The 25,783-nt window shown below is 68.5% G+C and carries 29 protein-coding genes; 15 read left to right on the top strand and 14 right to left on the bottom strand.

The window, feature by feature from the left end; genetic code table 11:
* Positions 1-54: 54 nt before the first annotated feature.
* Entirely contained in the window at positions 55-1,638 is a 1,584-nt protein-coding gene (gene purH / locus AC5P7F_RS06380; protein ID WP_046429857.1) for a bifunctional phosphoribosylaminoimidazolecarboxamide formyltransferase/IMP cyclohydrolase, read from the bottom strand.
* Between the two features lie 208 nt (positions 1,639-1,846).
* Between purH and AC5P7F_RS06375 the strand changes: the two genes are divergently transcribed.
* Genes AC5P7F_RS06375 through AC5P7F_RS06350 form a run of 6 tightly spaced genes read left to right on the top strand, consistent with a single transcriptional unit; the run spans position 1,847 to position 7,647 of the window.
* A complete protein-coding gene (locus AC5P7F_RS06375; protein WP_075076469.1) occupies positions 1,847-2,464 on the top strand; it encodes a CDP-alcohol phosphatidyltransferase family protein in 618 nt (205 codons plus the stop codon).
* 34 nt (positions 2,465-2,498) lie between these two features.
* Positions 2,499-4,250 (top strand): bifunctional alpha/beta hydrolase/class I SAM-dependent methyltransferase, encoded by a 1,752-nt coding sequence (locus AC5P7F_RS06370; RefSeq protein WP_049439322.1) that lies wholly within the window; start codon positions 2,499-2,501, stop codon positions 4,248-4,250.
* Positions 4,251-4,273: 23 nt separating this feature from the next.
* Entirely contained in the window at positions 4,274-5,578 is a 1,305-nt protein-coding gene (locus tag AC5P7F_RS06365) for a phosphatase PAP2/dual specificity phosphatase family protein (RefSeq protein WP_185741903.1), read from the top strand.
* Positions 5,575-6,012, top strand: a complete 438-nt coding sequence (locus AC5P7F_RS06360) for a hypothetical protein (RefSeq protein ID WP_075076466.1) — start codon at positions 5,575-5,577, stop codon at positions 6,010-6,012. Before AC5P7F_RS06365 ends, AC5P7F_RS06360 begins: the two co-directional genes overlap by 4 nt.
* 13 nt (positions 6,013-6,025) lie before the next feature.
* Complete coding sequence (locus AC5P7F_RS06355; protein ID WP_014648619.1) at positions 6,026-6,655, top strand: lysophospholipid acyltransferase family protein; 630 nt, start codon at positions 6,026-6,028, stop codon at positions 6,653-6,655.
* Positions 6,652-7,647 (top strand): phosphatidate cytidylyltransferase, encoded by a 996-nt coding sequence (locus AC5P7F_RS06350; RefSeq protein ID WP_014648618.1) that lies wholly within the window; start codon positions 6,652-6,654, stop codon positions 7,645-7,647. Before AC5P7F_RS06355 ends, AC5P7F_RS06350 begins: the two co-directional genes overlap by 4 nt.
* A gap of 126 nt (positions 7,648-7,773) precedes the next feature.
* Here AC5P7F_RS06350 and fis read toward each other — a convergent pair whose 3' ends face one another.
* The 3 genes from fis to prmA all read right to left on the bottom strand — a co-directional run bounded on the left by fis (position 7,774) and on the right by prmA (position 9,895).
* The gene (gene fis, locus AC5P7F_RS06345) at positions 7,774-8,049 is read right to left on the bottom strand and encodes a DNA-binding transcriptional regulator Fis (RefSeq protein WP_005419706.1); all 276 of its coding nucleotides are present in this window, start codon (positions 8,047-8,049) and stop codon (positions 7,774-7,776) included.
* Positions 8,050-8,164: 115 nt separating this feature from the next.
* Complete coding sequence (locus AC5P7F_RS06340; RefSeq protein ID WP_049407899.1) at positions 8,165-8,932, bottom strand: DUF3426 domain-containing protein; 768 nt, start codon at positions 8,930-8,932, stop codon at positions 8,165-8,167.
* 42 nt (positions 8,933-8,974) lie between these two features.
* On the bottom strand, positions 8,975-9,895 hold the full coding sequence (gene prmA / locus AC5P7F_RS06335; protein ID WP_014648616.1) for a 50S ribosomal protein L11 methyltransferase: 921 nt from the start codon (positions 9,893-9,895) through the stop codon (positions 8,975-8,977).
* Between the two features lie 164 nt (positions 9,896-10,059).
* Between prmA and AC5P7F_RS06330 the strand changes: the two genes are divergently transcribed.
* Together AC5P7F_RS06330 and AC5P7F_RS06325 are read left to right on the top strand one after the other, a co-directional pair.
* The gene (locus AC5P7F_RS06330) at positions 10,060-11,031 is read left to right on the top strand and encodes a hypothetical protein (protein ID WP_014648615.1); all 972 of its coding nucleotides are present in this window, start codon (positions 10,060-10,062) and stop codon (positions 11,029-11,031) included.
* The gene (locus AC5P7F_RS06325; protein WP_075076462.1) at positions 11,028-11,402 is read left to right on the top strand and encodes a hypothetical protein; all 375 of its coding nucleotides are present in this window, start codon (positions 11,028-11,030) and stop codon (positions 11,400-11,402) included. Before AC5P7F_RS06330 ends, AC5P7F_RS06325 begins: the two co-directional genes overlap by 4 nt.
* 129 nt (positions 11,403-11,531) lie before the next feature.
* On the opposite strand, the gene accC is transcribed toward AC5P7F_RS06325, so the two are convergent.
* The 5 genes from accC to AC5P7F_RS06300 form a co-directional block, all read right to left on the bottom strand.
* Positions 11,532-12,899 carry an acetyl-CoA carboxylase biotin carboxylase subunit gene (accC, locus tag AC5P7F_RS06320; RefSeq protein ID WP_164077586.1) on the bottom strand — a complete coding sequence of 456 codons (1,368 nt, stop codon included), beginning with the start codon at positions 12,897-12,899 and terminating at the stop codon, positions 11,532-11,534.
* A 10-nt stretch (positions 12,900-12,909) separates the two neighbouring features.
* Positions 12,910-13,389 (bottom strand): acetyl-CoA carboxylase biotin carboxyl carrier protein, encoded by a 480-nt coding sequence (gene accB, locus AC5P7F_RS06315; protein WP_005419696.1) that lies wholly within the window; start codon positions 13,387-13,389, stop codon positions 12,910-12,912.
* A gap of 54 nt (positions 13,390-13,443) precedes the next feature.
* On the bottom strand, positions 13,444-13,869 hold the full coding sequence (locus AC5P7F_RS06310) for a lysozyme inhibitor LprI family protein (protein WP_164077587.1): 426 nt from the start codon (positions 13,867-13,869) through the stop codon (positions 13,444-13,446).
* Complete coding sequence (gene aroQ, locus AC5P7F_RS06305; protein ID WP_164077588.1) at positions 13,866-14,315, bottom strand: type II 3-dehydroquinate dehydratase; 450 nt, start codon at positions 14,313-14,315, stop codon at positions 13,866-13,868. The genes AC5P7F_RS06310 and aroQ overlap by 4 nt, the downstream gene beginning before the upstream one ends.
* A 273-nt stretch (positions 14,316-14,588) precedes the next feature.
* A complete protein-coding gene (locus AC5P7F_RS06300; RefSeq protein ID WP_014648610.1) occupies positions 14,589-15,317 on the bottom strand; it encodes a DOPA 4,5-dioxygenase family protein in 729 nt (242 codons plus the stop codon).
* A gap of 164 nt (positions 15,318-15,481) precedes the next feature.
* On the opposite strand from AC5P7F_RS06300, the gene AC5P7F_RS06295 reads away from it, so the two are divergent.
* A complete protein-coding gene (locus AC5P7F_RS06295) occupies positions 15,482-16,309 on the top strand; it encodes an isocitrate lyase/phosphoenolpyruvate mutase family protein (RefSeq protein WP_164077589.1) in 828 nt (275 codons plus the stop codon).
* A gap of 57 nt (positions 16,310-16,366) precedes the next feature.
* Here the strand turns inward: AC5P7F_RS06295 and AC5P7F_RS06290 are convergent, their stop codons facing one another.
* On the bottom strand, positions 16,367-16,900 hold the full coding sequence (locus AC5P7F_RS06290; RefSeq protein ID WP_014648608.1) for a hypothetical protein: 534 nt from the start codon (positions 16,898-16,900) through the stop codon (positions 16,367-16,369).
* Between the two features lie 126 nt (positions 16,901-17,026).
* Between AC5P7F_RS06290 and AC5P7F_RS06285 the strand changes: the two genes are divergently transcribed.
* Both AC5P7F_RS06285 and AC5P7F_RS06280 read left to right on the top strand, forming a co-directional pair.
* Positions 17,027-17,623 (top strand): NAD(P)H-dependent oxidoreductase, encoded by a 597-nt coding sequence (locus AC5P7F_RS06285; RefSeq protein ID WP_049407909.1) that lies wholly within the window; start codon positions 17,027-17,029, stop codon positions 17,621-17,623.
* A gap of 16 nt (positions 17,624-17,639) precedes the next feature.
* Positions 17,640-18,233, top strand: a complete 594-nt coding sequence (locus tag AC5P7F_RS06280) for a TetR/AcrR family transcriptional regulator (protein ID WP_049439310.1) — start codon at positions 17,640-17,642, stop codon at positions 18,231-18,233.
* A 5-nt stretch (positions 18,234-18,238) separates the two neighbouring features.
* On the opposite strand, the gene AC5P7F_RS06275 is transcribed toward AC5P7F_RS06280, so the two are convergent.
* Entirely contained in the window at positions 18,239-19,033 is a 795-nt protein-coding gene (locus AC5P7F_RS06275) for a serine hydrolase (RefSeq protein WP_164077594.1), read from the bottom strand.
* Between the two features lie 132 nt (positions 19,034-19,165).
* Between AC5P7F_RS06275 and AC5P7F_RS06270 the strand changes: the two genes are divergently transcribed.
* The gene (locus AC5P7F_RS06270) at positions 19,166-19,732 is read left to right on the top strand and encodes a GIY-YIG nuclease family protein (protein WP_164077590.1); all 567 of its coding nucleotides are present in this window, start codon (positions 19,166-19,168) and stop codon (positions 19,730-19,732) included.
* A gap of 7 nt (positions 19,733-19,739) precedes the next feature.
* Here AC5P7F_RS06270 and AC5P7F_RS06265 read toward each other — a convergent pair whose 3' ends face one another.
* Positions 19,740-19,883: a hypothetical protein gene (locus AC5P7F_RS06265; RefSeq protein WP_162838509.1), complete on the bottom strand. Its 144-nt coding sequence runs from the start codon at positions 19,881-19,883 to the stop codon at positions 19,740-19,742.
* A 98-nt stretch (positions 19,884-19,981) separates the two neighbouring features.
* On the opposite strand from AC5P7F_RS06265, the gene AC5P7F_RS06260 reads away from it, so the two are divergent.
* The gene (locus tag AC5P7F_RS06260; protein ID WP_014648603.1) at positions 19,982-20,881 is read left to right on the top strand and encodes a LysR substrate-binding domain-containing protein; all 900 of its coding nucleotides are present in this window, start codon (positions 19,982-19,984) and stop codon (positions 20,879-20,881) included.
* A gap of 34 nt (positions 20,882-20,915) precedes the next feature.
* Here AC5P7F_RS06260 and AC5P7F_RS06255 read toward each other — a convergent pair whose 3' ends face one another.
* On the bottom strand, positions 20,916-21,632 hold the full coding sequence (locus tag AC5P7F_RS06255) for a transporter substrate-binding domain-containing protein (protein ID WP_014648602.1): 717 nt from the start codon (positions 21,630-21,632) through the stop codon (positions 20,916-20,918).
* An 82-nt stretch (positions 21,633-21,714) separates the two neighbouring features.
* Here AC5P7F_RS06255 and AC5P7F_RS06250 point away from each other — a divergent pair, with 82 nt between their 5' ends.
* Positions 21,715-22,086: a VOC family protein gene (locus AC5P7F_RS06250; protein ID WP_032959087.1), complete on the top strand. Its 372-nt coding sequence runs from the start codon at positions 21,715-21,717 to the stop codon at positions 22,084-22,086.
* Between the two features lie 65 nt (positions 22,087-22,151).
* Here AC5P7F_RS06250 and AC5P7F_RS06245 read toward each other — a convergent pair whose 3' ends face one another.
* Complete coding sequence (locus AC5P7F_RS06245; protein ID WP_164077591.1) at positions 22,152-22,991, bottom strand: arylamine N-acetyltransferase; 840 nt, start codon at positions 22,989-22,991, stop codon at positions 22,152-22,154.
* A gap of 203 nt (positions 22,992-23,194) precedes the next feature.
* Between AC5P7F_RS06245 and AC5P7F_RS06240 the strand changes: the two genes are divergently transcribed.
* Complete coding sequence (locus AC5P7F_RS06240) at positions 23,195-25,732, top strand: methyl-accepting chemotaxis protein (protein ID WP_164077592.1); 2,538 nt, start codon at positions 23,195-23,197, stop codon at positions 25,730-25,732.
* Positions 25,733-25,783 lie beyond the last annotated feature (51 nt).

Genomic DNA, 25,783 nt, shown 5'->3' with positions numbered 1-25,783 from the left:
GGTTCTCGGGTACGGAAGAGAAAAGCCGGGCAGGGCCCGGCTTGGTGATGCGGATCAGTGGCGGAAGTGGCGCACGCCGGTGAACACCATGGCCAGGCCATGTTCGTCGGCGGCGGCGATCACTTCGGCATCGCGCATCGAACCGCCCGGCTGGATGACCGCCTTGATGCCGGCGGCTGCAGCGGCATCGATGCCATCGCGGAACGGGAAGAAAGCGTCGGAGGCCATCACCGAGCCCTCGACCACCAGGTTCGCATCGGCGGCCTTGATGCCGGCGATGCGGGCCGAGTACACGCGGCTCATCTGGCCGGCACCGACACCGATGGTGCGGTTGTCCTTGGCGTAGACGATCGCGTTGGACTTCACGAACTTGGCCACGTTCCAGGCGAACAGCAGGTCGGTGAACTGCTTGTCGGTCGGCGCCAGCCTGCTGACCACCTTCAGTTCGTCGCGGGTCATGCCGCGGTTGTCCGAGGACTGCAGCAGCAGGCCCGAGCCGACGCGCTTGCTGTCGAAGTTGTTCAGCCCGTCGCCGTGCGGGATGCGCAGTACGCGCACGTTGGCCTTCTTCTGCGCGTACTCCAGCGCGGCCGGCTCGTAGTCCGGGGCGATCAGCACTTCGACGAACTGGCGGTCGAGGATCACCTTGGCGGTGGCGGCATCCAGCGGCTTGTTGAAGGCGATGATGCCGCCGAAGGCGCTGGTCGGGTCGGTGGCGTAGGCCAGCTCGTAGGCATCGCCGTTGCCGGCGCCGACGGCCACGCCGCACGGGTTGGCGTGCTTGACGATGACGCAGGCCGGCGCATCGAACTGGCGCACGCATTCCCACGCCGCATCGGCGTCGGCCAGGTTGTTGTAGCTCAGCTCCTTGCCCTGCAGCTGCTGGAAGGTGGCCAGCGTGCCCGGCACCGGGTACAGGTCGCGGTAGAACGCGCCGCTCTGGTGCGGGTTCTCGCCATAGCGCAGGTCCATCACCTTCACGAAGGTGGAGTTCATCTGCGCCGGGTACTCGGCACGGGCCGGCACGGCGGCGTCAGTGGCGGTGACCGCCGACAGGTAGTTGCTGATCGCCGCATCGTACTGGGCGACGCGGTTGAACGCGGCCACCGAGAATGCGAAGCGGGTGGCCGCCGTCAGCTGGCCGTTGTTGGCCTCCAGCGAGGCCAGCAGCTCGGCGTACTGCGACGGATCGGTGGCCACCGCCACGCGGGCGAAGTTCTTGGCCGCCGAGCGCAGCATGGCCGGGCCGCCGATGTCGATGTTCTCGACCGCGTCGGCCAGGGTGCAGTCGGCCTGGGCGGTGACCGATTCGAACGGGTACAGGTTCAGCACCAGCAGGTCGATGGCACCGATGCCGTGCTCGGCCATCACCGCATCATCCAGGCCGGAACGGCCCAGCAGGCCGCCGTGCACCATCGGGTGCAGGGTCTTGACCCGGCCGTCCATCATTTCCGGGAAGCCGGTAACCTCGGCCACGTCCTTCACGGCCAGGCCCGCATCGCGGATCGCCTTGGCGGTGCCGCCGGTGGACAACAGCTCCACGCCGCGTGCCGCCAGCGCAGTGGCCAGCTCGACCAGGCCGGTCTTGTCGGAAACGGAGAGGAGGGCCCGGCGGACGGGCAACAGATCAGCAGTCATGGGACAGAATCGGCAGCGGAGCGGGGCCGATATTGTAGGCGGTGGGGGCCGGTGGCGGGCGCCGGCGGGGAAAATCGACCCGCACCCACGGCCTGTGGCCGCCTTCAGCACAGCCTGGCCGGGGGCGGTCCGCAAGCAATTCGATGGGGCGCGCTGCTCCAATCGGGTAGGCTGTGCCGGAACTGCCAAGGATCAGCGGGTTCGGATCGTGTCGATCTATGCATTGAAAGGACGTTTTCAGGACCTGTTGCGTCCCGCCGTACGCGGTCTGTACCGCATGGGGATCACCGCCAATGCGGTGACCGTGACCGCGGCCGTGGTCTCGCTGCTGGTCGCTGCCGCCGTCTGGTGCTGCGCGCCGGCCCAGCCCCTGCTGTACCTGCTGCTGCCGCTGTGGATGCTGCTGCGCATGGCGCTCAACGCCGTGGACGGCATGTTGGCCCGCGAGTTCGGCCAGCAGTCGCGGCTGGGCGCCTATCTGAACGAGCTGTGCGATGTGATCGCCGACGCGGCGCTGTACCTGAGCCTGCTCAGCGTGCCGGGCGTGCGCCCGGAAGTGCTGTGGCTGGTGGCCTGGACGGCGGCGCTGAGCGAGTACGCCGGGGTGCTGGGGCTGATGGTCGGTGCCAGCCGCCGCTATGACGGCCCGATGGGCAAGAGTGACCGCGCCTTCGTCGTCGGCGTGTTGGGTCTGCTGCTGGCGTTTGGGTGGGTTGGCGCGATGACGGTGACGGGCGTGGCCGCGGCCATGGCGGTGCTGTGCATGCTGACCATGATCAACCGCGTCCGTCGCGGACTGCGGGAAACGGCGGTTTCGTCGAATTAATCAAGCAGATACAAAAAGACAATCAGGAGATTGCATGCGTCAGGCGCAGGAACGGGAATTCCACAGCTTCGACCAGGTACCGCTGTTCTACCGGTACTGGGCGGGCACCACCGCCACCCCGGCCACCCGGGCCATCGTGCTGCTGCACCGCGGCCACGAGCACTCCGGGCGTGTCACCCACCTGGTCGATGAGCTGGACCTGCCCGACACCGCCTTCTTCGCCTGGGATGCGCGCGGCAATGGCCGTTCGCCGGGTGCGCGTGGCGATGCACCGGGCTTCCCGGCGCTGGTGCGCGACTTGGACAGCTTCATCGCCCACATCGGCGCCGAGCACGGCATTGCGGTGGAAGACATCGTGGTGATCGCGCAGAGCGTAGGGGCGGTGGTCGCCGCGACCTGGGTGCACGATTACGCGCCACGCCTGCGTGCGCTGGTGATGGCTTCACCGGCGTTCAAGGTGAAGCTGTACGTGCCGTTCGCGCGGCCGGGCCTGGCCTTGATGCAGAAGCTGCGCGGCAACTTCTTCGTCAACAGCTACGTCAAGCCGCAGTGGCTGACCCATGACCCGGCGCGGGTGGAAAGCTACCGTACCGATCCGCTGATCACCCGGCCGATCTCGGTGCGCGTGCTGCTGGGCCTGTACGAAGCGGCCGACCGCATCGTGGCCGATGCGCAGGCGATCAGCGTGCCGGTGCAGCTGCTGGTGTCCGGCTCGGATTTCGTGGTGCACCGTGGCCCGCAGGATCGCTTCTATGAGCGCCTGTCCAGCCCGATCAAGGAGCGGGTGCACCTGCCGGGCTTCTTCCACGACACGCTGGGCGAGCGCGATCGGGCACCGGCACTGGCGCGCATCCGCAGCTTCATCCAGGCGCGTTTCGCCGAACCGTTGCGCGAGCTGTCACGGCGCGACGCGCACCGCCATGGGCCGACCTTCGAAGAGTCGGAGATCCTGGCCTGGCCACCGGAACGCAACAGCCTGGCCGACCTGCGCTGGCGCGTTGTACGTGGCGGCCTGCGCTTCGGCGGCACGCTGTCCGAAGGCATCGCGCTGGGCCTGCAGACCGGTTTCGATTCCGGTAGCACGCTGGACTACATCTACCGGAATGAGGCGCGCGGCAAGGGCCCATTGGGGCGGATGGTCGACCGCAACTACCTGGATGCGATCGGCTGGCGTGGCATCCGCGTGCGTGGCCAGCACCTGCAGGAACTGCTGCGCGACGCCGCACAGCGCCTGCGCGGGCAGGGCACGCCGGTGCGGGTGCTGGACGTGGCCGCCGGCCATGGCCGCTATGTGCTGGAAGCACTGGGCCAGGGCGAGCAGCGCGCCGACCGCATCGTGCTGCGCGACTTCAGCGATCTGAACGTGACCCAGGGCCAGGCGTTGATCCAGCGCCTGGGCGCGGCCGACATCGCGCGCTTCGAGCAGGGTGATGCGTTCGACCCGGCACAGCTGGCCAAGGTCGATCCAGCGCCGACGCTGGCGGTAGTCTCGGGCCTGTACGAACTGTTCCCCGACAACGACGCCGTGCTGCGCTCGCTGCAGGGCATTGCCGCAGCGGTGCCGGTGGGTGGCTACCTGGCCTATACCGGCCAGCCCTGGCACCCGCAGCTGGAATTCATTGCCCGTGCCTTGACCAGCCACCGCGGTGGCGCGGCGTGGGTGATGCGCCGCCGTACCCAGCAGGAGATGGACGAACTGGTGCGCCTGGCCGGGTTCGAGAAGGTGGCGCAGCGTATCGACGACTTCGGCATCTTCACCGTATCGCTGGCGCGCCGGACCGCGTGATGGCGACGCTCGCCGCATCCCCACTGGCCGCAGAGGGGCGCCCCTGGCGGCGCGCCCTGTTGTGGCTGGCCCTGCTGGGTCCGTTCTTCTTCGCCAGTTATGGCTTCGCCAACTGGATGGCCGGCCGCCACGCTACCCTGCCGGTGATGGCGTTCGGCTGGGAGACCCGCATCCCGTTCGTGCCATGGACGATCGTGCCGTACTGGTCGATCGACCTGTTCTACGCGGTCTCGTTCTTCCTGTGCCGGCAACGGCTGGAGCTGGACCGGCACGCATTGCGGCTGTTGAGCGCACAGCTGATCGCCGTGAGCTGCTTCCTGCTGTGGCCGCTGCGCTTCAGCTTCGAGCGTCCGCAGATCGGCGGTGTGTTCGGCTGGCTGTTCGATGTGCTGCTAGGCTTCGACAAGCCGTTCAACCAGGCACCGTCGCTGCACATCGTGTTGCTGATCGTGCTGTGGGTGAAGTTCGCACAGTACCTGCACGGCGTGTGGCGCTGGGTGCTGCATGTGTGGGCGCTGCTGATCGGCGTATCGGTGCTGACCACGTTCCAGCATCATTTCATCGATATCCCGACCGGCCTGCTGGCCGGCTGGTTGTGCGTCTGGCTGTGGCCGGAGCAGGGCACGCCACCGCTGCGTGCATGGCGCACGGCACGTGATGCCAAGCGCTGGCGCCTGGCAGGGGTGTACCTGCTGGGGGCCGCTGTACTGCTGGTGCCGGTGGTGCTTCTGCGTGGCGCCGCGTTGTGGCTGCTGTGGCCGGTGGTGTCGCTGCTGCTGGTGGCGCTGGCCTATGCCGGGCTGGGTACCGCGGTGTTCCAGAAGCGCGCCGATGGTCGCCTGACCATGGCGGCACGCTGGCTGCTGGCGCCGTACCTGGGCGCAGCCTGGGTCAATTCGCGGCTGTGGACGCGGCGTGCGCCGCAGCCGGTGCCGGTGATGGATGACGTGTGGCTGGGACGCATTCCCTGTGCTGCGTTGCCAACACCGCTGGTCGGCGTGGTCGATACCTGTGCTGAACTGTCCTGCCGCGCGCCGGGCGCGGCGTATGCCAGCGTGCCGATGCTGGACCTGGTGGTGCCCACGCCGGAACAGCTGCGCGAGGCGGCCGATGCCATCGAGCGTCTGCGCGTGCAGGGGCCGCTGCTGGCGTGCTGCGCGCTGGGCTATTCGCGCAGTGCCGCCAGCGTCGCCACCTGGCTGCTGCGCAGTGGTCGTGCCGCCGATGCGAACGCGGCAGTGGCGATCGTGCGGGCTGCACGCCCCGGCATCGTGCTGCACGCGGCGCATCTGCATGCCATCACTGCTGCGGCAGGAGCGCGCGCATGAGCACGGTTCCCGATCTGGTGACCATGCAGCTGCTGCTGCGCCAGGGGCGTTGGCCGGCGCTGCTGTCGCTGGGGATGTTGCTGGTGGCACTGCTGCTGCTCGGCACCGAGCCGGGGCTGGCGATGATCGCTGCCGGCCTGTTGCTGCTCAGTGTTGCCGCGGGCATCGCACAGGCCTACCACGCGTGGCGGGTGGGGCTGGATGCCAGCCTGCTGCAGCTGCTGCGCGATGAAGGCCTGGAGGGCGAAGCCGCCGCGCGCCGCATCGATCAGCTGCTGCACGACAGTGGCCTGCGCCGCGCGTCGCCCGATGCGCCACTGCGTGGCTGGGATGCGCGCTGGTCCGGCATGCGCCGCCTGCTGCTGCGCCAGTACCTGCTGACCGCAGTGCAGTTCGCACTGCTGGTGCTGGCCGTGGTGTGGCCGCAGACGTGAATGGGAGTGACCGATGTTTGCCGAACTGATTGCCCGCGCCTGCAGTGGCGCGATCCATGTGGTGACCGGCGCACGCGCGCTGTGGATCGGTTGCGCGCCGTCCAGCGAGCGCCGCGTGTACTACGGCAACCACGCCAGCCATGGTGACTTCGTGCTGATCTGGTCATCGATGCCACCGGCACTGCGGCGCCAGGTGCGCCCGGTGGCCGCGGCCGAGTACTGGCAGCGTGATGGCCTGCGTCGCTACCTGATCGATGCGGTGTTCAACGGTGTTCTGGTCGAGCGCGAGGCCGGCCATCGCCAGCAGGACCCGTTGCAGGTACTGCGCGATGCGGTGGACGAAGACTGCTCGCTGATCCTGTTCCCGGAAGGCACGCGCAATATCGGCGATGAACCGCTGTTGCCGTTCAAGAGCGGCATCTACCACCTGGCGCGGCAACGGCCGGAGCTGGAGTTCGTGCCGGTATGGATCGACAACCTGAAGCGGGTGATGCCGAAGGGGCGGTTCCTGCCGTTGCCGCTGCTGTGCACGGCTACCTTCGGCACGCCGCTGCGGCTGCAGGCCGACGAGGACAAGGCCGCATTCCTGGCCCGCAGCCGGCAGGCGCTGCTGGACCTGGCGCCGAATGGAGGTCGTGCATGAGTTTCGTGCTGGATGTATCTGGCGATCTGGCAACGCAGAGTGTCGGCCAGCAGACCGGCCTGCTGTTTGCCGGCGTCGGCGCGGTGCTGGTGCTGGCCACGCTGGTGGCCGAGACCCTGCGCTGGCGCCAGCGCGGTCAGCCCAGCGCGGTGATCGCCAACCTGGTGTCGCGTATCCGTGCATGGTGGGTGATGGCGATCGTGGTCGGGCTGGCGCTGTTCTTCGGCCGCGCCGGGGTGATCGTGCTGTTCGCGATCATCTCGTTGTTCGCGCTGCGCGAGTTCATCACCCTGGCGCCGACCCGTTCAGGCGACTACTACGCGCTGCTGGCTGCGTTCTACATCGTGCTGCCGTGGCAGTACTACCTGGTGTGGATCGACTGGTACGGCATGTACACGCTGCTGATCCCGGTCTATGCGTTCCTGTTCCTGCCGATCCTGTCGACCATCGGTGGCGATACCACGCACTACCTGGAGCGCACCGCGAAGGTGCAGTGGGGGTTGATGATCTGCGTGTTCTGCATCTCGCACGTGCCGCTGCTGCTGAACCTGCACGTGCCCGGTCACGACCCCTCGCGCAACGTGCTGCTGTTCGCCTTCCTGGTGATCGTGGTGCAGTCCTCGGACGTGTTGCAGTACATCTGGGGCAAGCTGCTGGGCCGGCACCTGATCGCGCCGAAGCTGTCGCCGTCGAAGACGGTGGAGGGCTTCGTGGGTGGCGTGCTGAGCGCCAGCGCGCTTGGGGCGGCGCTGTGGTGGATCACCCCGTTCACGCCGCTGCAGGCGTTCGGCCTGTCGCTGCTGATCAACCTGATGGGATTCTGGGGCGGCCTGGTGATGTCGGCGATCAAGCGCGACCGTGGGATCAAGGACTGGGGCCACATGATCGAGGGCCATGGCGGCATGCTCGACCGGCTAGATTCGGTGTGCTTCGCCGCGCCGGTGTTCTTCCATGTGGTGCGGTACTACTGGAAGGCGGGCGGCGGCGGGTGATCCCGCCGGGGCTGCATCCACGCATGGCGTGGATCTACCGGTAGTGCCGGCCGCTGGCCGGCAACTGCGACATCCTGCCATCGTTCATGGGGTTGCCGGCGAGCGGCCGGCACTACCCGCGCGCGCTCAGGCGCTGATGCCGTATTCCTTCAGCTTCTTGCGCAGGGTGGCGCGGTGGATGCCCAGCATCGCAGCGGCGCGGCTCTGGTTGCCTTCGCAGTGGTTGAGCACTTCCACGAACAGCGGGATTTCCATCTCGCGCAGCACGATCTCGTAGACATCGTCCGCGTCGCAGCCATCAAGATCACGCAGGTAGCGGCGCACGGACTGGGCGACGTGTTCACGCAGCGGTGGCCGGGGAGCGCCACGACTGTTGTCAGGACGAGAGAGGACAGCGTTCAAGGGGGTTCCCGATTCGGTTGGCCCGTGCGCGCGGAGCGCGCGGCCGGACGAGGTGGTGGCGGCCAGTCTAGCGCGAGCGTGCCCGACCTGCCACGGCTGGTCGCCTCTACCCTGGTCAGAGGAAGTCGAAGGTGAATGCGACGGTGGACGCGGCGGGTTCCTGCACGCGGAACGCGATGCGCGCACTCTGGCCCGGTTCCAGCACGGTCGTGGCCGGGCTTTCGCCAAGGTATTGCGCGGGCGTGAACACGCCGCTGCCGATCACCCGGCCATCGGCATCGGACAGTGACAGGCGCAGGTCCGGCCAGGCCTGTGCCCAGCGCGCATCGTTGCGGATGCTGGCCTGCACCTGCAGCACACCGGCCTGGCCGGGCAGGGGGCGGATCTCGCGGCTGGTCATGGTAAACGCGGTCGGCTCGTGCCAGGCCGGCAGGCTGCAGCGCAGCACGCCGCACAGTGCGCCCAGCCAGGTGCGGTTGCCGGCGTCGGCGGCCAGTCGCGCACGATCGGCCAGCACGCTCTGCAGTACCAGCAGCAGTGCCAGCCCGGCGACCAGCACCCAGTGCCAGCGCGGCGTCGGCAGCGCGCGCGGCCGCGAAGTGCCCAGGAAGCTCGGCGCATCGCCGGCCACCGCCTGCGCGGCGGGGACGGCAAGGACGGGTTCGATCACGGTCGCTTCGTCGAGGATGACGGTGTCATCGAGCTGTCGCGTCTCCGCCATCGGCGGCAGCGCCGCGTCGACCGGGTCCCCGGACTTCGCGGCAGGGATGTCATGCGCCGACGGGTCGGGCGTGCGCGCGTCGGTCGCAGGTGCGGCCTCGCCTTCCGACGCGGGGCGCAGGAAGGTGGCCAAAGGGCGGCGCGGCGGGTTCGGCTCGGACATGCTCAGGGCGCGGGCTCGGATCCAGCGGTCATTCAATCACGATCAGGCGCGGCGCGTGCCGGTGATGCGCATCCAGTCGCCATCCTGGGTGGCCTGCAGATCGTCGAACCACGCGGCATAACGCTGCAGCAGTTCGCCTTCCTGGCCCTGCAGGATGCCCGACAGGGCGATGCGACCGCCGGCGGCGACGCGTGCGGCCAGCAGCTCGGCCAGCGCATCCAGCGCCGAGGCAAGGATGTTGGCGACCACGATCGGGTAGGTGGCGACCGGTTCGTCCTGCGGCAGGTACACCTGCATGCGGGCCTGCTCGCCATTGCGCTCGGCATTGTCGGCGGTGGCGACCAGCGCCTGCGGGTCGTTGTCCACGCCGATCGCTTCGGCGGCGCCCAGCTTCAGCGCGGCCAGCGCGAGGATGCCCGAGCCGCAGCCGAAGTCGAGCACGCGCTGGCCCTGCAGCTGGCCGTCCACGGCCAGCTGGTCCAGCCAGCGCAGGCACAGGGCGGTGGTCGGGTGGGTGCCCGAGCCGAAGGCCAGGCCCGGGTCCAGCCGCACCACGGCGGCATCGGCGGCCTGTGCAGCGTCCGGCAGTTCATGGTTCCACGGCACGATCCAGGTGCGGCTGCCGAAATCCATCGGCTGGAACTGGTCCAGCCATGCGCGCTCCCAGTCTTCGTCTTCGACCGCGCGGAAGCTGCCATTGCTCCAGTCCAGTTCCGGGTCGAAGGATTCCAGGGCGGCCAGCAGCAGCAGCGCATTGCTGTCGGCGGGGAACAGCGCGCTCAGCACCAGGGTGTCCCACAGCGGCGTTTCCCCCACGCCGGGTTCGAGGATGGCCTGTTCGTTGCTGGTGTCGGCTTCGGCATCAAGCAGGGTCACGGCCAGTGCGCCGACGTCCTCCAGCGCATTTTCATAGCGGGGCTGGGTGGCTTCGGTGCAGCGCAGGGTCAGTTCCAGGAACGGCATGGCGGTGGGGACAGTCGCGGGAAAGGGGGCAATGCTAGACCATCGGGGCGTCTCCGTATTGCCTGAGATGCCGCTCTGAGATGAATGGGGGCAGTTCAGACAGGCCTGCCGGGCCTTGCTAAACTCGGCGCTTTCCTGTGTGCCGTGAACGCTCACCACCGCCGATGGCCTTCGCTCCGACCCTGAAAACCTGGTTGCTCGTGCTGCCGGCGGTGGCCGTGCTGGGCGTGGCCGGGTATCGGGCCAGCGGCCATGCTGCGGGCGTGGCGTCGACGTCGGCGTCGCCGGACCTGCCGCTGGCCATGGCCAGCCGTGACGGCGGAGCGCCGCTGCCGGTGGTGCCGGAAGCCCTGGCGCGGCGGCTGGCGGCTTTCGAGCGCGGCAACACGCTGCCGTCGGGCCTGCCGCTGGACCTGCGCGCCGACATCGAAGACGCCAGCGACCTGTATGCCTACGCCCAGCGCCTGCGCGCACAGGCCGACAACGGCAATCACGAGGCGCGCTGGATGCTCAGCCGCGTCTATGACTATTGCGCGCAGTACGCACTCGATCCGGGTGGCTACCGCCTGGACAACAACGTACTGAGCGGGTTGGGCCTGACTGCGGCGCCGGCGATGATCGAGGCACGCGAGCGCGTGGCACAGCGGTGTGGCGGTTTCGTGCCGGGCGACAAGCTGGGCGCGGCGCTGGTGCTGGCCGAACGCCGCAAGGCGGCCGCGCAGGGCAACCTGGCCGCGGAAGCGTCGCTGTTCGCCGAGGGCGAGCCCTTGCATGACAGTGCCGAGTACCGCCGCGACCTGGTCGAGCGCGTGCGCACCTCGCGCGACCCCGAGGCCTACATGGCCATCGCGCCAGGCATGGGCGTGCGTGCGGCCGGTGACCGCGCGCTTGACGGGCTGGTGGCGGGCGAGCAGCTCAGTGAACTTGCATGGCGGCTTGCGGCCTGTGAACTCGGCCTGGCCTGTGGAGCGGACAGCGTGCTGGTCAACAATTTTTGTGCGAACGGAGGGATCTGTTCGCAGGATGGAGCGCAGGATTTCCGGGATTTCGTGTATGACGCTGCGGTATCGCGGCAAGGTGCTGGGAAAATGAAGGAATGGATCAAGCGATTGGTTGGAAAGAGGGACGGGCGATGAATTACCGTCGATTCCTGCATGGGGCCAAGTTCTGGTTCTGGGTGGCGCTGTTCGTGGCCTACTCGGCTGGGGCGGTTGGCCTGCTGATGATCGATACCTACGAGGACCGCTACCGGCATCTGTCGAAGGTGGAGCTGACCACGGTGAAGGCGCAGGAAGACGTGCGCCGCGCCGGTGCCAGCCAGGTCGCTGCGGTCTACCGCGCGCAGAGTGGCATGCCATTCGCTTCACTGCCGGCCGGCAGCACCTTCCAGGTGGTGTGGCCCGATGGTTCCACCGAAACCATGGTGATCGTCGATCCTACCTCGCCCAATGGCGTGCGGCCGCTGGCCCATTCGCAGATTCCGGCCGACGTGGTCGACAAGCGCTGACGTGCTCGCTGTGGAGCCGAGCCCATGCTCGGCTGTGCTTGGCGGCAAGCCGAGCATGGGCCCGGCTCTACAGGAACAGAAAAGGGCGGGGAGATCCCCGCCCTTTTCATGTCCGGCACCTGGCGCCGATCAGGTCAATGCGATCGGCTTGTTCTTGCGCTCGGCCAGGCGCTTTTCCAGGTAGTGGATGTTCTGGCCACCGGCCTGGAAGCCCTTGTCACGCATGATCCGCTGCTGCAGGGCGATGTTGGTCTTGATGCCATCGACCACCATTTCGCTCAGTGCCACCCGCATGCGGGCAATGGCGGTTTCGCGATCCGGGCCGTGCACGATCAGCTTGCCGATCATCGAGTCGTAGTTCGACGGCACGCGGTAGCCACTGTAGATGTGGGTGTCCACGCGCACGCCGGGGCCACCCGGCGGATGGAAGCCGGTGATGGTGCCCGGGCTCGGCACGAAGGTTTCAGCATCTTCAGCGTTGATGCGGCACTCGATGGCATGGCCGGTCAGCACCACGTCGCTCTGCTTGATCGACAGCTTCTGGCCGGCGGCGATCTTCAGCTGCTCGGCCACCAGGTCGATGCCGGTGACCATTTCGGTGACCGGATGCTCCACCTGGATGCGGGTGTTCATCTCGATGAAGTAGAAGCGGCCGTCCTCGTACAGGAACTCGAACGTGCCCGCGCCGCGGTAGCCGATGCGGATGCAGGCTTCCACGCAGACCCTGCCGATCTGCTCGCGCTGCTCGGCGGTGATGCCCGGCGCCGGTGCCTCTTCCACCACCTTCTGGTGGCGGCGCTGCATCGAGCAGTCGCGCTCACCGAGGTGGATGGCATTGCCCTGTCCATCGGCCAGCACCTGGATTTCCACGTGGCGCGGATTCTCCAGGAACTTCTCCATGTAGACCTCGCCATTGCCGAACGCGGCCTTGGCCTCGCTCTTGGTGGTTTCGATCGAGGTCTTCAGCGACGCTTCGGCGTGCACCACGCGCATGCCGCGACCACCGCCACCGCCGGCCGCCTTGATGATGACCGGATAACCGATCTCGCGGGCGATCTTGGTGTTGGCGACGATGTCCTCGCCGAGCGGGCCGCCCGAGCCGGGCACGCACGGTACGCCCGCGGCCTTCATCGCGCGGATGGCTTCGACCTTGTCACCCATCATGCGGATGGTGTCGGCCTTGGGGCCGATGAAGATGAAGCCGGATTCTTCCACGCGTTCGGCGAAGTCGGCGTTCTCCGACAGGAAGCCGTAGCCCGGGTGGATGGCCTGGGCGTCGGTGACTTCCGCCGCCGCGATCAGGGCCGGGATGTTGAGGTAGCTCTGCGGCGACGGCGCCGGACCGATGCAGACCGACTCGTCGGCCATGGCCACGTGCTTGAGGTTGCGGTCGACCGTGGAGTGCACGGCCACCGTGCGGATGCCGAGGGTATGGCACGCGCGCAGGATGCGCAGCGCGATCTCCCCTCGGTTGGCGATGACGACTTTGTCGAGCATGGCGCGTCCCTCAGCCGATCACGAACAGCGGCTGGTCGAATTCCACCGGCTGGCCGTTCTCGCCGAGGATGGCAACGATGGTGCCGGAGGTGTCGGCTTCGATCGGGTTGAACATCTTCATCGCTTCGATGATGGCCAGGGTTTCGCCTTCCTTGACCTGCTGGCCCACGGTGACGAAGGCCGGCTTGTCCGGGGCGGACGAGGCGTAGAAGGTGCCGACCATCGGCGAGCGCAGCACGTGGCCTTCCGGCAGTGCCGGGCCCGGCTTGGCGCTGCCGCCGGTGGAGGCTTCGGTCGGCGACTGCATCGGCATCGCCTGCGGCGCCGGGGCGGCCGGAGCGGCATACACCGGCGCGGCGACCGGGGCGGCATAGCCGGCCACCGGGGCGCGCGACAGGCGCACCGACTCTTCGCCTTCCTTGATTTCGATTTCAGCCAGGTTCGACTCTTCCAGCAGGTCGATCAGCTTCTTGATTTTGCGGAGATCCATGGTGGCCTCTTTGCTCGTGATGTCAGTGTGGTGGAGAGTGCGGTTGCACTCGGTTCAAAGCAGTTCGTAGAACTCGCGCAGCTGCCGCGTACGGTCGCGCGTCTGGGTGATCAGGCATTGCATCTTCGCGGGGTTGCGCGAGGTGCCGTCTGCATTGAAGGCATGCACCGCCTCGCAATCTGCATCGCGCAAGGTGATCCAGATGCGCTGGGCCTTCACCAGCTGCTGTTCGGCCGCCGCGCAGCGGCTGCAGCTGCCATCGGTTGCCTGCGCCTTCAGTTCGCCACGCGCCTGCGCGTAGACGGCGTTCAATGCGCTGTCGGCATCATCCAGGCGATCGGAATCGCACATGTCGCGCTCGTAGCCGCCGCTTGCCTGTGCGCAGTCGATGCCCGCGGCCGCGCGCTCGGCAGCGACACTGGCGCCGCACAGACCGGCCCACAGCAGGATGCCGGCAAGCACGCGCGGCGGCATCTTCACGCGCTGGCCGCCTGCACGCGCAGCAGCGCCGCGTCCATCGCGTAGCGGTAGCTGTCGGCACCGAAACCGCATACCACGCCCACTGCCTTGTCACTGAAGTAGCTGTGCTGGCGGAACGGCTCACGGGTATGCGGGTTGGACAGGTGGATCTCGATGAACGGCACCGCCACCGCCGCCAGCGCATCGCGCAGGGCGACCGAGGTGTGGGTGAAGGCGGCGGGGTTGATCAGGATGAAAGCGGTTCCGTCGCTGCGCGCAGCCTGCACGCGGTCCACCAGCACATGCTCGGCGTTGGACTGCAGGCGTTCCACGGAGTGTCCGGCGGCCGATGCCTGGGCAGCCAGGGCCTGGTCGATGTCGGCCAGCGTGGTGTGGCCGTAGACCTCCGGCTCGCGGGTGCCGAGCAGGTTGAGGTTGGGGCCGTGCAGGACCAGCAGCTTCGCCATGGGATCCGGAAGACGGGAAAGGGCGGCAGTCTGGCGGAACCGGCGGATGCTGTCCAGTTCGGCGAAGTTTGCAGCGTTTCAATCGTATGTTTGAAATCTGCCGGAGCGCTTGCGGCCGTATGGCGGGCGCTGGATCAAGGCGCGCTGAACGTGGTGCTGGACGGGGATGCGTGCACGTAGGCCGACGATGCCGGCATCCACGCCATGCGGGGAGACGGGGTTCGGTGGGCAGCACACTGCGCCTCCACATGGAGCTGTCCGGCACCCGGCCGCTCAGATCTCCAGCGGCACCGTCGGCACCACGTTCGGGAACACCTCTTCCAGCGGTTCCGGCTGCCCGGGCTTCGGCGCCGGCCAGTTGTAGGCATTGACCGGCTGCGCGCGGTTCACCCACAACGCGTAATGCAGATGGTCAGCGCGGCCATCGCCGGTATTGGGGTGGATCAGGATGGTCAGGCCCAGGCTGTTGAGCTGCAGCCAGGGCACCAGCACCGGCAGCAGGTCGTTGGTGAAGCCGAAATAGAACGACGGGGTGACGTGCGGCCCGCGTGGCTCAAGGTTCCAGTTGCCCAGCTCCACAGGGAAGCGCTCGGCGGCCCAGCGCCGCAGCAGCGCGGCCTTCTCGAAGCTGTCCTCGTCGAAGTAGATGTGGGCGTGGTAGCTCTTGATGGCGGTGTAGGCACGTGGCCGGGTGGGCAGCGTGGCCTCGCCGGGGCGCACGCTGGCCGGCCGCGGGGTAGGCTCGCTGGCCGTGGCCTGGCCCCAAGGGCTGCGGCCCTCGGGCGCCGGCGGAACGATGGCGCGGAAGCCGGGTCGCCCGGGTTCGGTGGTGTTCACGGCGTTGTCGCTGCGCGCGGCTGCGGTGGCAGCCGACGCGCTGGCCAGGCCGCCAGCGGCCAGCCCGGCCGACGCGATCAGGCGACGGCGCGCGGGTGAAAGCAGGTCGGCCCAATGGGCGTCATCGTCGCCGGCGTCGATCAGGGTCTGCGGGTCCGGGTGCATCTGGGGCTCCGTGGGGCACTGTGTGGCAGGCAAGCACGCTCGGGCAGCGTGCACGGTGGTGTCCAATAAGCAGCCGGCATCACCTCATGCGCGTTGGCCCACGCCGTGATTGAGTGCCGCCGCAGCGTGGGCTAGGGTGCAGGTCCGCCGCCCGGGAACCCGCCATGACCCCGCTTGATGCCGACACCCAGCGCAAGCGCGCGCGTTTCCGCCAGCTGCATGCGCGCGGTTGTTTCGTGCTGCCCAATCCGTGGGACGTGGGCAGCGCCCGCTACCTGCAGCGGCAGGGCTTCCAGGCACTGGCCACGACCAGTGCCGGCTGCGCCTGGAGTGAAGGGCGGCCGGATGGGGCGGTTTCGCTGCAGGCCACACTGGAACATCTGCGGCTGATGGCGGCCGCGACACCGCTGCCGTTGAACGCCGTTTTCGGTGATGGCTTCGGCGCCACGCCACAGGCAGTGGGCGAGGCGGTGGCGGCGGCCATCGACACCGGTATCGCGGCGCTGTCGATCGAGGACGCCAGCGGCGTGGCCGATGCGCCGCTGCGGCCGATCGGGCAGGCGGTCGAGCGACTGTGTGCGGCACGTGCGGCCATCGACCGCGCGGGGGGCGATGTGCTGCTGGTCGCGCGGGCCGAGAATTTCTTCGTTGGCGTGCCGGATCTGCAGGACACCCTGCAGCGCCTGCGCGCCTATGCCGAGGCCGGCGCCGATGTGCTGTATGCACCGGGCATCAGCACGCCCGAACAGATCAGCGCGGTGGTTGCCGCTGCGGGGGCGAAGCCGGTGAACCTGCTGGTCGGTGGACCGACACCGCTGAGCCTGCAGGACATCGCCGCACTCGGCGTGCGACGGGTCAGCCTGGGCGGTGCGCTGGCGCGAGCCGCGTGGGGTGGGCTGATGCAGGCCATCGAGCCGATCATGCAGGACGGCCGCTTCGATGGCCTGCAGCAGGCGGCTTCGGGCGCGGCGTTGAACGCGCTGTTCCGCTGACACACGCCCAGGCCTGCAATGGATCGAGCCCGGGCGTGGATGGACGCGCGCCTGCGACTACAGCGCTTCCATCCCGCCCCTGGGCAGCGTCACGCCCGGCTCCAGCGCCGGCAGCAGTTGCCGCAGCAGTGCCGGGTTGTCCAGCATCGCCGCGCCGTCCAGATAGCGCCATTGCGTTGTACCGACGCGTCGCACAGCAACCATGAATGACGTGCTGCGCATCGGCGCTTCGCGCACGCGCAGCAGTGACTGGCGCGGTACGAAGCAGACTTCCTCGTCACCGGCCGCATAGGTGCGGCCCGGCACGCCTGCCTCGTCGCTGATGATGCTGACGCCGGCCCTGCGCAGCGCCTTCACGGTGTCGCGGGTCGCCCGCGCATAGGCCTCGTCGCCACCGGCCAGCTGCTTCAGGCTGGGATGGGTACGCGCGATGATCAGCTCGGTATCGCCACGGGCGAAGGCGCCCATCATCGCCTGCACCTCCTTGCGCAATGCGGCCGAGTCTTCCGGACTGAGTTCACCGGCCAGCGCGGGCGTAACGTCCATTGCCATCGGCAGGGCCAGCAGAAGGGCAAGCAGATACCGGTGCATCGTCGGGCAGCTCAGTGGGAACCGCCGCACTATACGGTGGATGCGGAAACAGCGTCCCACGCATGGCGCTGGTATCCCGGGCGACACTACTTACTATTGGTAGTTAGTGAACTCCGGACATGCCCCATGCACACCCTCATCGTTACCGCCCACCCTGAACCTGGCGCGTTGACCCATGCCATCGCCAGGCGCATCGGCGAAGCCATCACCGCGTCGGATGCCGCCAACAGCGTGACCCACGCCGATCTGATGGCTGAAGGCTTCGATCCGCGCTTCAACATGCAGGACCAAGCGCTGTTCCGTGGCACCGGCGCGACTCCGGCTGACGTCGCCGCCGAGCAGGCGCGGCTGCAGGCTGCCGACACGCTGGTACTGGTCTATCCCCTGTACTGGTGGTCCTTCCCCGCGCTGCTGAAGGGCTGGATCGATCGTGTGTTCACCCAAGGCTGGGCCTACCAGGACGGCGCCGATGGCAAGGTGCAGAAAAAGCTGCAGCGGTTGGGCGTGCATCTGGTCGGCATCGGCGGGGCTGGCGCGGACATGATCGAACGGCGCGGCTACGGTGCGGCGATGAAGACCCAGATCGACATGGGCATCTTCGACTACTGCGGCGCGCGCGTGCTGTCGTCCGACCTGCTGCTGGACGCCGATTCCGGTGCAGCCGAAGCGCATCTGCAGACCGCGCTGGCGATCGGCCGTAAAATCGGTGCTCCGATGCGCTGACCGCCGTGCTCCACCGATGCCTGCCAACGCCGCTCCCACGCGCCGCCGATTGACCCGCGAGCAACGCGCCCGCCAGTTGCTGGACGTGGCCTGGGCGCTGGTCGGCGACGAAGGCACCGACGCATTGACGCTGGGGCGGCTGGCCGAGGCGGCCGGTGTGACCAAACCGGTGGCCTATGATCACTTCGTGACCCGCAACGGGCTGCTGGCCGCGCTCTACGATGACTATGACGGGCGGCAGACGGTGGTCTTCCACGAGCGTATCGGTCGTGCCAGGGCGCAGCTGGCCGATCGTGCGGCGGCCATCGCCTCCGGCTACATCGACTGCGTCCTCAGCCAGGGCAGTGAAGTGCAGGGCATCCTCGCTGCGCTGGTGGGCGCGCCGGAACTCCATGAAGTGCGTCGGCGCTACCAGCAGGACTTCATCGACAACTGCGACACCTGGCTGGGCCCGTTTGCGGCCGATGGCACGGTCCCCCTGGCCGGACGCTGGGCGATTCTCGGTGCGGCCGAAGCCCTGTCCGAAGCCGTGGCGGCAGGCGCGCTGGACAAGGTCGGCGCCGAGGCCGAGCTGCAGCGCTTGATCGTGGCGACGGTCAAGCGACGCTGATCCGCTCAGGCGTCGGCGGTGGTGTCGTCCAGCGCCGCAAACCCGGCGGCCAGCCGCTCGCGCACAAGGGCATCGCGTGCGTCGCGGCTTTCAGCGCCCAGCACCACGGTGATCAGGCGTACCGGCAGGTTCCGCCCGGGCACAGCCCGGCAGGCAGTGGCGGCCAGGCAGAAGCCTGCGGCCTGGGTGTAGCCGGTCTTCAATCCATCCACGCCGTCTTCGCCAAGCAGGGCGTTCTGGTTGCTGCGGCTGAAGCGGCCATGCGCGAACGTGCGCTGCGCGGTGATTGCCAGGATCTGCGGATGGTCATTCAGCAGGCAGGCGGCGAGTACCGCCATGTCGCGCGCGCTGGAGGCATGGTGCGGGGTGGTGATGCCGGACACGCTGGCGAACCGCGTGCTGCGCAGGCCAAGCTGGCGCGCGTGCCAGTTCATGCGGCCCAGGAACGCAGGCTGTGATCCGTCCAGATGGCGTGCGATGGCCAGCGCCGCATCATTGCCGGAGACGATCATCAACCCTTCCAGCAGGCGCGCCAGCGTGACCGTTTCGCCGGGCACCAGGCCCATGCGTGTTTCATCATCGGCTACGGCATGCACATCCTCGGCGGCGATGGTGACCGCCTGGTCCCACGTGCCACCGTTCTCTTCGACGCATCCGTAAGCGGCGTAGGCGGTCATCAGCTTGGTCAGCGAGGCCGGTTGCCGCGCGATGTCCGCGTTGTGCTGGTGGACCACCGCGAAGGTTGCCGCGTCCAGGGTGATGGACGAGACCGGCAGGTGGGCAGGCGCAGGAGCAGGCATGGTGGCGGTGATGACAGCGACAGCCAGCAAGGATAGTCCGCAGCGGCTGCATGAAGCCGTACTGCCAAAGCCCTGCGGCGCCCACGGCAACGCCCGGTTGCGCCCGGGCTGCAGTGGAGGCAGCCTGCGCACATGCAGCCGCATATCCGCATCGACGGTCGTGTCTTCGCCTACGTCTTCCCCTGTGCGTGGGAGGACTACGCGAAGATCGGCTTTTCACGCGATCCGCTCGGGCGCATCAGCGCATTGCACCGGCGCTGGTTCGAGTTCTTCGACCTTGATGCCGGTACGCTGGTGGAAGCGGAGAGCGAGCGCGATGCGCGTGATCTGGAGCTGCAGCTGCGTTCGCCGTTCAAGGCGCACCGCGCGCCGGCGCCGATGACGGTTCAGGACAAGGCCGGAGGTCGCACCGAATGGGTGCGTGGTGCCAACCAGGCGTTGTCGCTCGCGGTTGATGCGTTGGGCGCACAGGGCTATCGCTGTTTCCAGCTCAAGGCTTGGCTGCAGGCCGCCCAGCGCCTGCGCATGGACCGGCTGCACGACTGGGCGGCGGTGCAGCTTCCGGAAGAGGATGGCCTGCGCATGCCCGGTGGCCCCGGCGAGCGCGTGCTGCGTGACACCCTCGACGGTTGCCGGGTGCTGGATATCGACCCAATGCCATGGCTGCCTGAACACGTCCAGCGTTGGTATGCAGGTTGAGCCGTGTTCAACGGCCACGCGGTTTCTGAACCGGCGCGGCCGGTTGCGGCGCACCCGTGGGGGAGCCGGTGGACGGGCAGGCCAGCTGCCGGGCCAGTTCGGCGTTGGCCACGTGGCCCTGCAGGAACAACAGGCTGCCGTAGATGTTCATGAGCGTCCCTCCACTTGAGTGGATTGCACGATACGGGCAGCATGGACGCGGAAAAAGCGACATTTCCGCAAGCATGCCTTGAGAGGAATTCAAGCCTGATGTCCCGTCCGCCCCTTCACGCCCTGCAGGGTTTCGTGGCCGCCGCGCGGCTGGGCAACCTGTCACGCGCAGCGGCGTCGATGAACCTGACCGTCAGTGCGCTCAGCCATCAGATGCGCCAGCTGGAAGAGCGGCTGGGGCAGCCGCTGCTGGTCCGCCAGCCACGCGGCGTCACCCTCACCCTGGAAGGGCAGCGCCTGCTCGACCAGGTCGGCCCGCATCTGGATGCGATCAACGAGGCCTTCCAGCCCTATGCCGCACGCGCCGAGCACGTGCTGACGATCAGCGCGGTACCGTCGATGGCGTCGGCGTGGCTGGTGCCGCGCTTGGGGCACTTCGTTGCCGAGCATCCACAGATCGAGATCAACCTGCAGTCGAGTGAACGCCTGATTGACTTCGAGCGACAGCGCCAGTTCGACGCCGCGCTGCGGCTGGGCAGCGGGCAGTGGCCGGGCCTGGTGGTGGAGCCGCTGTTCGACGAGTGGCTGCTGCCGATGGCCAGCCCGGCGCTGATCGAACGCATGGGAGGGATCGACCGCGTGCCGCTGAACCAGTGGCCGCTGCTGGGGGATCCCGATGGCGCGTGGGGCGCCTGGTTCGCGCTGAGTGGGCAGAACCCGCCGCCGCGCTTCGTGGCGGTGCTGGATGATTCGGAGGCGCATCACCGTGCGGCGCTGGACGGGGTGGGCGTAGCGCTGGGACGGGTGACGCGGGCGCGCCTGCTGCTGGATTCGGGCCAACTGGTGGCGCTGTCCAGCCTGCGACTGAAAACCGCCTGGCCGCATTGGCTGGTCTACCCGCAGCGCTCGGCCCGCCATCGCGGCTTCCTGGCCTTCCGCGACTGGCTGCACGCTCAGGCGGCCGAGCACGTCCGGCACATGGCAGACGCGCATTTATAGCGTCGAGCCATGCTCGACTGCGTGTGTCCCGCGGTCACCGTACCAACGTAACCGCCTGCCCGGCACGGGCGAAGGCTTCGCCCAGCAACGAGCCTGCCTTGATCGCCTCCACTTCCTCGAACAGCGCCTGCAATGCATCGGCCGGGCGCGAGGCCGGCGCCGCGACCGCCTGCTGGATCACGGTGAAACGGTCGGCCAGCACGCGGTGGCCGGGATGCGCCTGCGCCCAGGCGGCCAGCGGCTGGCGCACGCCGGCGGCGGCATCCAGGCGCTGCAGATCGAACAGGGTGATGGCAGCGGCCGACGTCTCGGCCCGCTCGATCATGGCGTGGCGCAGTTCGCGGCTGAGGAACAGGTCGTAGGCGGCGCCACGACCGACCGCGATGCGCAGGCCATCGCGGTCCAGGTCGGCCACCTGCTGCGCAGGGCTGTCCTCGCGCACCAGGTAGGTGCCTTCGATCTCCACATAGGGGGCGCTGAAGGCGATGCGGTCGGCGCGCGCCGGATCGATGGCCAGGAAGGCCAGGTCCCAGGCATCCTTGCTGGCTGCAGCGACCACCGCGGCCGCGGCGTCGTGGCAGGTGAAGCGTGCCTGCACGCCCATGCGCTGCGCCAATGCCGTGGCCAGTTCCAGTGACGGCCCGCGCGGTGAGCGCGCGTCCCCCTGCGCCAGTACTGGATTGCCCAGGTTGATGGCCACGCGCAGGAAGCCCAGCGGTGCCAGCGCACCACGATGATCGGCCAGGGACATGCAGGACTCCGCGGGGAAAGGGCGGTCCAGCATGCCAGTACGGACCTGCAAGGCAGTGTCAGCATCCGGTTATCCTGCGGACATGAACCCCATCCTGCACGTCGAGATACCGGTCACTGACCTGGGCCGGGCCATCACGTTCTACCAGCACTGGCTGCAGGTGGCGGTGGACGAACCGATCCTGCTGCACGACTGCAGGATGGCTTACCTGCCGTTTGCCGATGAGGCCACCGGTGCCAGCATGGCGCTGGTGCGGGGGGCCGACTATCTGCCCTCCGTCCACGGTGCGCGCATCTACATCGGGGTTGATGACCTGGATGCCAGCCTCGAGCGTGCACTGCAGGCCGGGGCCGAGCTGCGCTTCGGCCCGGCCGATGCCGGTGACTGGCGCGTGGCCGAGATCGCCGACAGCGAAGGCAATCGCATTGCGCTGCAGGCGCGCGTGATTCTGTAGGGCCGAGCCCATGCTCGGCTGCTGTTGACCCAGCCGCCAACGCTCATCCGAGCATCGGCCCGGCTCTACACCGTGGCCGCGCGCGAGCGCTGCAGCCAGTCGTTGATCGCCGGGTCCAGCCGTGGGTCGTCCGGCAGCTGCATGCCGAAGCGCTGCTGCAACACCTCGCGCACGTCGCCCACATCGCGCAGCGGACGCTTGTCCGGTGCCTGGCCGGGACGGTACTCGGTGTAGTTGCCACTGCCGATGGTGCGTCGCCAGTCCGGCCCGGTCAGGGATGCGCGCAGCTGGCCGGGGAAACTGGAATCGGGATGGGTGCACACGTACCAGTTGCCCACGACGTTGTCGATCGGTGCCGGCGCGTGCAGGTCGAAGCGATACATCGCCCGCCAGCCATCGCCGGACTCGGCGGACAGCACGAAATCCCCCTCGCCGGGCAGGCGCTGCAACAGGAAGCGCTCGTGGGGCGTGGCCTGCGGCTGCGGATCATGCAGCCGCAGCGGCACGGTCGGGGTCAGGCTGCCGAAACCGGCATCCACCAGCCAGTCATCGCCGTCCACCTGCACGCGCAGCAGCAGGTGGGTGCGTGCGGTCAGTTCGCCGTCCTGGGCGGCCAGCAGCACGCGCGCGCTCAACGGCTGTGCATCGAAGCCCAGCGCCTGCAGCAGTGCCAGCAGGCCGCCGTTGAGTTCGAAGCAGTAGCCGCCACGACGGTCGTCGAGCAGCTTGCGCTGCACGCTGTCCAGGTCGATCGGTACTGCATCGCGCAGCAGGCAGCTGAGGGTTTCGAACGGCAGCAGTGCGTTGTGGCGCTGCTGCAGCAGGGTCAGGCCCGCCAGCGTCAGCGGTGGCAGTGCATCCAGCTGCAGGCGTTGCAGGTAGCGGGGGACATCGAGCGTCGTCATGCGCGCGCCGGGCGGGGGAGGGAGATCTACTGTGCTCTCCCGACCGGGGTTGAGGTCAAGCATTGCGCGGGTGTCATCCCCCCGTCGCCTGTGCCGGGTACAAAGGCCGCGTCCGCCAGCAATCGGTGGGAGTGAACCAGGAGCGCCCTAAAGTTGCGCCATTTTCCGCCGATACAGGTGCGTCCTTCCGCCTGGAGCCTGTCATGTCGGCCGTCGTCCCCCACCTCCGGTCCCTGCGCATGCGGCTTGCCGCACTGCGCTCGGCGTCCCCCGGCCTGCTGCTGTGGCTGCAGCCGCATCGGCTCAGTGTGGCCAGCAAGCTCAAGGCGACCCTGTGGGTCTGTGGGCTGGGCCTGATCGCGATCGCCGCCGTCTACGCCTGGACCGGCCATGCCAGCACGCAGGCGGCGCGCAGCCAGGCCAGCTACCAGCACGGCAGCGATCTGGCCGCGAGCGTGGCCACGCAGGTGGCCGAGGCGCGTCGTCTGCAGACCCAGTATGCACGTAGTTTCGACGATGCCGACCGCGCGCAGCTGCTGGCGACGCAGAAGGCGCTCCAGGCCGATCTTCAGGCGCTGCGCGCGATGCCGATGGATCCCGGCCGGCGCGAGGCGCTGCAGGCACTGACCGAAGCCGCCGGCGCGTTCTCGCAGGGTGTGGCCGCCCTGTTCGAACGCGTCGATGAGATGGGTCGTGGCGATGCCGGCCTCGCCGCGCAATTGCAGCAGGCCGCCGACGCCCTGCAGGCGCAGGTGGATGCGTTGCAGCGGCCTTCGTTGGCGTTGTCCCTGCAGAAGATGCGCCGCCAGGAGGCACTGCTGCTGCTCGATGGCGACTCCACCCATGCCGACCGTGCGAGCGAAGAAAAGCTGCCGTTCGATCTCGCACTGGTGGGCCTGCCGACCGATGCGCAGGATGCCCTTCGTAACGGCATGGAGGCCTATCAGGCCGCATTGCTGGGCTATACCGCCGCCCGCGTGGGCCTGGATGTAGAGGCGCAATCGCTGCTGGATACCGCCGCCGGCGTGGCGCCGGCGCTGGCCGCCTTCCAGCAGGCCCAGGTGGCGGCGCTGGCCAAGGCACAGGCGCGCCAGCAGGCCGGCGCACGCACCATGAGCGTGCTGTTCGCGGTGACCCTGCTGCTGGTCGCCGGTGTGTTGATCACCAGCCTGGTGCTGGTGCGGCGTGCGGTGCGCCAGCCGATCCAGGACACCCTGCGCTTCGCCAGCGACATCGCCGACGACCGACTCGACACCACCCTGCGCGTCTACAACGCCAACGATGAAATCGGCCAGCTGGCGCAGCGCCTGGTCGACATGCAGCAGCGCCTGCGCGCGCGCATCGAGACCGAGCGTGCCGTGGCGCGCGGCAACACCCGTGTGCGGCAGGCATTGGACAGTGCGCAGACCGGGCTGATGGTGATCGATGCCGAGGGCCAGGTGGCCTACGTCAATCCGGCACTGCTGCAGCAACTCGAGCGCGAGGCCGAAGATCTGGTGGGCAGCGATGCCGTGCGCCTGCATCCGGCGCTGGCCAGCCTGGCCGGCGCGCGCCAGCGCGAGGAGCGCGAGATCGGCCATGCCGGCGTGCGCTACCAGCTGATTGCCAACCCCATCATCGACGAAGGGCAGTTCCTCGGCGTAGCGGTGGAATGGCGCAGTCGTGCGCTGGAGACGCTGCTGGAAACCGAGGTCGCTGCCCTGGTCGATGCTGCAGCACGCGGCGACCTGCATGGCCGTATCGTGCTGGAGGGCAAGCAGGGCTTCGTGCGCACCTTGTCGACCAGCATCAACCGCCTGCTGGCCACCTTTGAAACCAACCTTGGTGACCTGCAGGCACTGCTGGCTGCGCTGGCCCGCGGCGACCTCAGCGTGCGCATGGAGGGGGACCTGCAGGGCGTGTTCGCGCGCATGCGCGACGATGCCAATGCCACCGTCGCGCAGCTGGGCCGCATCGTCACCCGCATCCAGCAGGCCACCTCCAGCCTGGATACCGGCGTTGGCGAGATCGTCGCCGGCCATCACGATCTGTCGCGGCGCACCGAGCAGCAGGCCGCCAACCTGGAAGAGACCGCGGCGTCGATGCAGGAGCTGACCGATACCGTCGGCCGCAACGCCGATGCCGCAGGCCGCGCCGATGCACTGGTGCAGGGCGCGGCGGCGGTGGCCCAGCGGGGTGGCGAGGCGGTCGGCCAGGTGGTCGCGACCATGCATGGCATCAGCGAAGCCTCGCGACGGATCGGCGACATCACCCAGTTGATCGACGGCATCGCCTTCCAGACCAACATCCTTGCCCTCAATGCGGCGGTGGAAGCGGCGCGTGCCGGCGAGCAGGGCCGCAGCTTCGCCGTGGTGGCCGCCGAAGTGCGCCTGCTGGCGCAGCGCAGTGCCGAGGCGGCCAAGCAGATCAAGGGGCTGATCGAGGATTCGGTGGCGCGTGTCGGCCAGGGCAACCAGCAGGCCGCGCAGGCCGGCACCACGATGGGCGAGATCGTCGGCAGCGTGCAGCAGCTGGCCGAGCTGCTGGCAGGTATCCGCAGTGCGTCGCAGGACCAGCATGCGGGCATCGCTCAGGTGAACCAGACCATCGTGCAGATGGAAGCCAGCACCCAGCGCAACGCCAGCCTGGTGGAAGAGGCGGGGGCCTCGACTGCGCAGATGCAGGCGCAGGTGCGTGCCTTGGCAGAAGCCGTGGGCGCGTTCCGCTTGCAGTCGATGCCGCAGGCGCGCGCGGCGGCCTAGTCAGCCGAGCGTGGGCTCGGCGCTACATCGGCTGCACGAACACTGTAGAGC

Source organism: Stenotrophomonas sp. YJH_SMC_105-26 (genome assembly GCF_059368915.1).
The sequence above is the reverse complement of the archived record's forward strand: the minus strand, read 5'-3'. Positions and strand labels throughout refer to the sequence as shown.